5 protein-coding genes are annotated in these 3,572 nt (G+C 70.3%); 2 read left to right on the top strand and 3 right to left on the bottom strand.

Annotated features, from left to right (window positions below; all coding sequences use genetic code 11):
* Nucleotides 1-461 precede the first annotated feature (461 nt).
* Together K206_RS0134765 and K206_RS0134760 are read left to right on the top strand one after the other, a co-directional pair.
* Nucleotides 462-848 carry a ribonuclease domain-containing protein gene (locus K206_RS0134765; protein ID WP_369796944.1) on the top strand — a complete coding sequence of 129 codons (387 nt, stop codon included), beginning with the start codon at nt 462-464 and terminating at the stop codon, nt 846-848.
* Nucleotides 845-1,444 (top strand): barstar family protein, encoded by a 600-nt coding sequence (locus K206_RS0134760; RefSeq protein ID WP_029044427.1) that lies wholly within the window; start codon nt 845-847, stop codon nt 1,442-1,444. Before K206_RS0134765 ends, K206_RS0134760 begins: the two co-directional genes overlap by 4 nt.
* A gap of 150 nt (nt 1,445-1,594) precedes the next feature.
* Here the strand turns inward: K206_RS0134760 and K206_RS0134755 are convergent, their stop codons facing one another.
* The 3 genes from K206_RS0134755 to K206_RS0134745 are packed head-to-tail and all read right to left on the bottom strand — an operon-like array spanning nt 1,595 to nt 3,435.
* On the bottom strand, nt 1,595-2,203 hold the full coding sequence (locus K206_RS0134755) for a YidB family protein (protein ID WP_029044426.1): 609 nt from the start codon (nt 2,201-2,203) through the stop codon (nt 1,595-1,597).
* Nucleotides 2,204-2,254: 51 nt separating this feature from the next.
* Nucleotides 2,255-3,010: a 16S rRNA (uracil(1498)-N(3))-methyltransferase gene (locus K206_RS0134750; protein WP_020206874.1), complete on the bottom strand. Its 756-nt coding sequence runs from the start codon at nt 3,008-3,010 to the stop codon at nt 2,255-2,257.
* Nucleotides 3,010-3,435: a glyoxalase/bleomycin resistance/extradiol dioxygenase family protein gene (locus K206_RS0134745; RefSeq protein WP_020206873.1), complete on the bottom strand. Its 426-nt coding sequence runs from the start codon at nt 3,433-3,435 to the stop codon at nt 3,010-3,012. The genes K206_RS0134750 and K206_RS0134745 overlap by 1 nt, the downstream gene beginning before the upstream one ends.
* Nucleotides 3,436-3,572: the final 137 nt, after the last annotated feature.

The raw sequence follows: 3,572 nt of genomic DNA, 5'->3' as shown, positions 1-3,572 counted from the left end.
TGGTGGTGGTCGATGCCGCGGCCAAGCGCTAAGCTGGCAGCCGCACGGAAAAGCCGGGCTTGCCCGGCTTTTTTTATGCCCGGCGCGCGCGCCGCGGCGCGGAGCAAAGCGCAGGGTAAGTGCGCGCACACATGTTAATAACACCTTGAAACAATTGGAGTTTTCCGCCGTTAGCAGGCGCAGGGGATTGATTATTTGGCGGCATGCGCGTAACCTTATGCCCTTAAAGCGCGCGTTGGGTACACCTGCGCGACGATGCCACCGTTTTTGATGCCACCGTTTTTCGCGCACGCTGTCCGGGGCGCAGGCAGGAAGGCAGCCGCGGGGCGGCGCGGGAATCGCGCTGCCGCGCCGGAATCTTCCTGTGGGCGCCTCCAAACAAGACTAGCAACGTGGGTTCCCAGATTCCTTTGACGCAGCGCGCATCGCAATGGATTTCAGCCGCAGGTTCCGCCGCGGGACTGGCACGGGCCGCAGGCCGGGTGCTGGCGGGCGTGGCGGTGTCGTGCGCACTGCTGCAGCCGGTGCAGGCGCGCGAGGCGCCCGCGGCCGGCATGGCGGATGCGGGAACCATCCCGCTGCAGCAGTTGCCCAACGAAGCGCAATTGACGATGGAGCGCATCGAGGCGGGCGGCCCGTTTCCGTATGCGAAGGACGGCTCGAGATTCGGCAACTACGAGCGTGCCCTGCCGCGGAAGCCGCGCGATTATTACCGCGAATATACGGTGAAAACAAACAGCCGGAACCGGGGAGCCAGACGGATCGTATGTGGCGGTGATCGACGCGCCACCAACGACTGCTATTACACGGACGACCACTACAACAGTTTCAAACGGATAGCCAAATGATGACTGACATTTTCGGACTGGGCGACGCCCTTGCCGCCCGCGAAGAGCGCGGCGCCGGAGATGGCTGGCAGCGGGCGCAGACCCAGGCCCGGAATCTTTACGACAATGTGTTGATGATGCCTCGCAACGAGCTCTCGCACCAACCGCCGCTCGCACCTGTTCCCGCAGCCGGCACCGACGGTAGCAAAGAGGGAGCCATGAACCTGTTCAAGACGGTGCGTCCGAACATCGTCCAGTCGATCCGCGCGTTCCGCGTGCCTGAGCTTGCCCAGGCAGCGGCCGAGCTGGGTCAGCATTTCCTGTACGCCAACTGCGCGCATTGCCAGAGCAAGGCCGAGGTGCTGGACACCATCGCCACCAGCTTCCTGTTCCCGAAGCATTTCGGCAAGAACTTCGACGCGCTGGCCGACTGCCTCACCGACCTGATCCACAAGGCCGGCGCGCAGCCCGGTTTCGTGATCGTGCTCGAGGGCCTGCCGATCGCGCAGAAGTTCGACAAGGAAGGGCGCGAGGTCCTGCTCGACGTATTCCGCGACGCCGCCGAGTTCTGGGCCGAGCGCAAGGTGCAGTTCCGCGTGTTTTACTCGTTTGCGTGAATCTCGTGTGAATCATCCCGCGTGAATCGCGCGCAGGTGCCCGCCTGAGGCCGCGCCGGCCGGAAGCCGGGATGCCATGACAAAGGCCCGCCTGAGCGGGCCTTTTGCTTTTGCCTTGGCCGGCCTGCCGGCCGGCGGTGCGGCAGCCGCCTATGCCGCCGGCGGTACCTGGCCTCCCGGGGTGAGCTTGTCGATCAGTTCCGGCAGGCCCTCGCTCAGGTGCGCGGCCACGTCGTCGGCCGACAGGCCGGTGGAGCTGGCCAGCGATTCGAGCGCGCCGGTGCCGCCGAGCGCGCCGGCCAGTTGCGACGGCGAGACCGGCTGGTTGTCGCCGGTGCCGATCCACGAGCTGACCTGCTCGCCCAGGCCGGCCTGCGCCAGCACTTCCTGCAGGGCGCCGATGCCGCCGGCCGCGGCGCCGAGCGCGGGCGCGCCGCCCTGCTGGCCCTGGCCGCCGAGCAGCCCGCCCAGCAGGCCGCCGAGGTCGATCCCGCCGGACGGGGCGCCGGCGGCAGCGCCACCGCCGCCGAGCAGCCCGCCGAGGAGTCCGCCCAGCCCACCCAATCCGCCGAGCCCGCCGGCGGCCGCGGGGTCCTGCGGCGCGGCCGCGTCGGCTTCGCCGCCCTTGTGGCGCATCGCCAGCATGGCCAGCAGGCCGAGCGCCATCATCATCTTCGGACTCAGCCCGCCGCCCGCGCCCGCTTCGCCGCTGCCGCGCTGCCCGAGCACACCGCCCAGCACGCTATCGAGTAGTCCCATGATCGACTCCTTCGGTGAAATGCGGCGCGGGGCCCGGATGGCCCGTTGCCGTCAGAATCCGCCCAGCACCGCGTTGAGCGCGGCCAGGCAGGCAAGCCCCGCGGTTTCGGTACGCAAGATGCGCGGCCCGAGTGACACCGCCGTGAAACCGGCGCGCAGCGCCGCCGCCTCTTCCTCCGGCGACAGCCCGCCCTCGGGCCCGATCAGCAGCGTCACGCCGCCGTTCAGCAGGCCCCGCCGGTGCTCCGTGGCAAACGATACCAGCGACTGGCCGGCGCGTGGCGAGACCAGCAGGCGCGCGCCCGGCGCCGCCTCCGGCCCGGCCTGCGCCGCCAGCCAGGCGTCCGGCGTGGCCACCGGCGCCACCGCGGGCAGCCGGTTGCGCCCGCATTGCTCGCAGGCCGCCTCCACCAGCGCCTGCCAGTGCGCCTGGCGCTTGTGCGCGCGCTCGCCCGCCAGGCGCACCACCGAGCGGGCCGCCTGCAGCGGCTGGATCGCGCTCACGCCGAGCTCCACCGCCTTCTCGATCAGCCAGTCCATCTTGTCGCCGCCGGCCAGGCCCTGCGCCAGCGTGACGCGGAACGGCAGTTCGGCCTCGGCCGGGTCGTGGCCGCCGATGCGCGCCAGCGCATGGCGCTTGCCGAGTTCCAGCAGCGTGGCGGCGTGGCTGCCGCCGCGGCCGTCGAACAGCGTGATGTCGTCGCCGGGGTTCAGGCGCAGCACCTGCGCGTGGCGCACCACCGCTTCCGGCAGCGCCATCTCGGTCTGCGCGGCCAGCGCCGCGTCGATGAAGAAACGAGGCGGCATCAGGCGGTTCCGTCCTGCTTTTCCAGCGGCTTGCCGAAGCCCCAGCGGTAGCCGTCGGGGTCCTCCACCATGCAATAGCGGTCGCCCCAGAACTGGTCGGCGGGCGCCATCAGGCTGATCGCGCCGGCGGCCACGGCGCGCGCGTGCATGGCGTCCACGTCGTCGCAATAGACATAGAAGGTCTGCGGGCACTCGACGCCGAGCGAGCGCGGCGTGCGCGCCGTGCTGCCCCAGGCGCCCTCGGGCGCGAACATCACGACCAGCTCGCCGCGATAGTGCATTTCGGCGTGCGTCGGCACGCCGTTCTCGTCGACCACGTTGCCGGCGCTGAAGCCGAACGCGCGGTGGTAGAAGTCGAGCGCGCCGCGCCCGCTGGCCACCGTCAGGTAGGGGGTGAGCCAGGGCGTGTTGGCCGGTCTCGTCATGATCGTCTCCTGTCGTTTCCTGGTTGCGGGAAACCGCGCTGCGCCGGCCTCGGCGGCGCGGCGCGCGGTGCGAACGAGCATCTTACGCGGGTGCGCGGGCGCTGTCGAAAAGCGCCCGCGCGCGGGGGCGGGGCGGG

Source organism: Cupriavidus sp. WS (genome assembly GCF_000395345.1).
GTDB lineage: Bacteria > Pseudomonadota > Gammaproteobacteria > Burkholderiales > Burkholderiaceae > Cupriavidus > Cupriavidus basilensis_B.
This window is presented reverse-complemented; position numbering and strand designations above follow the sequence as displayed.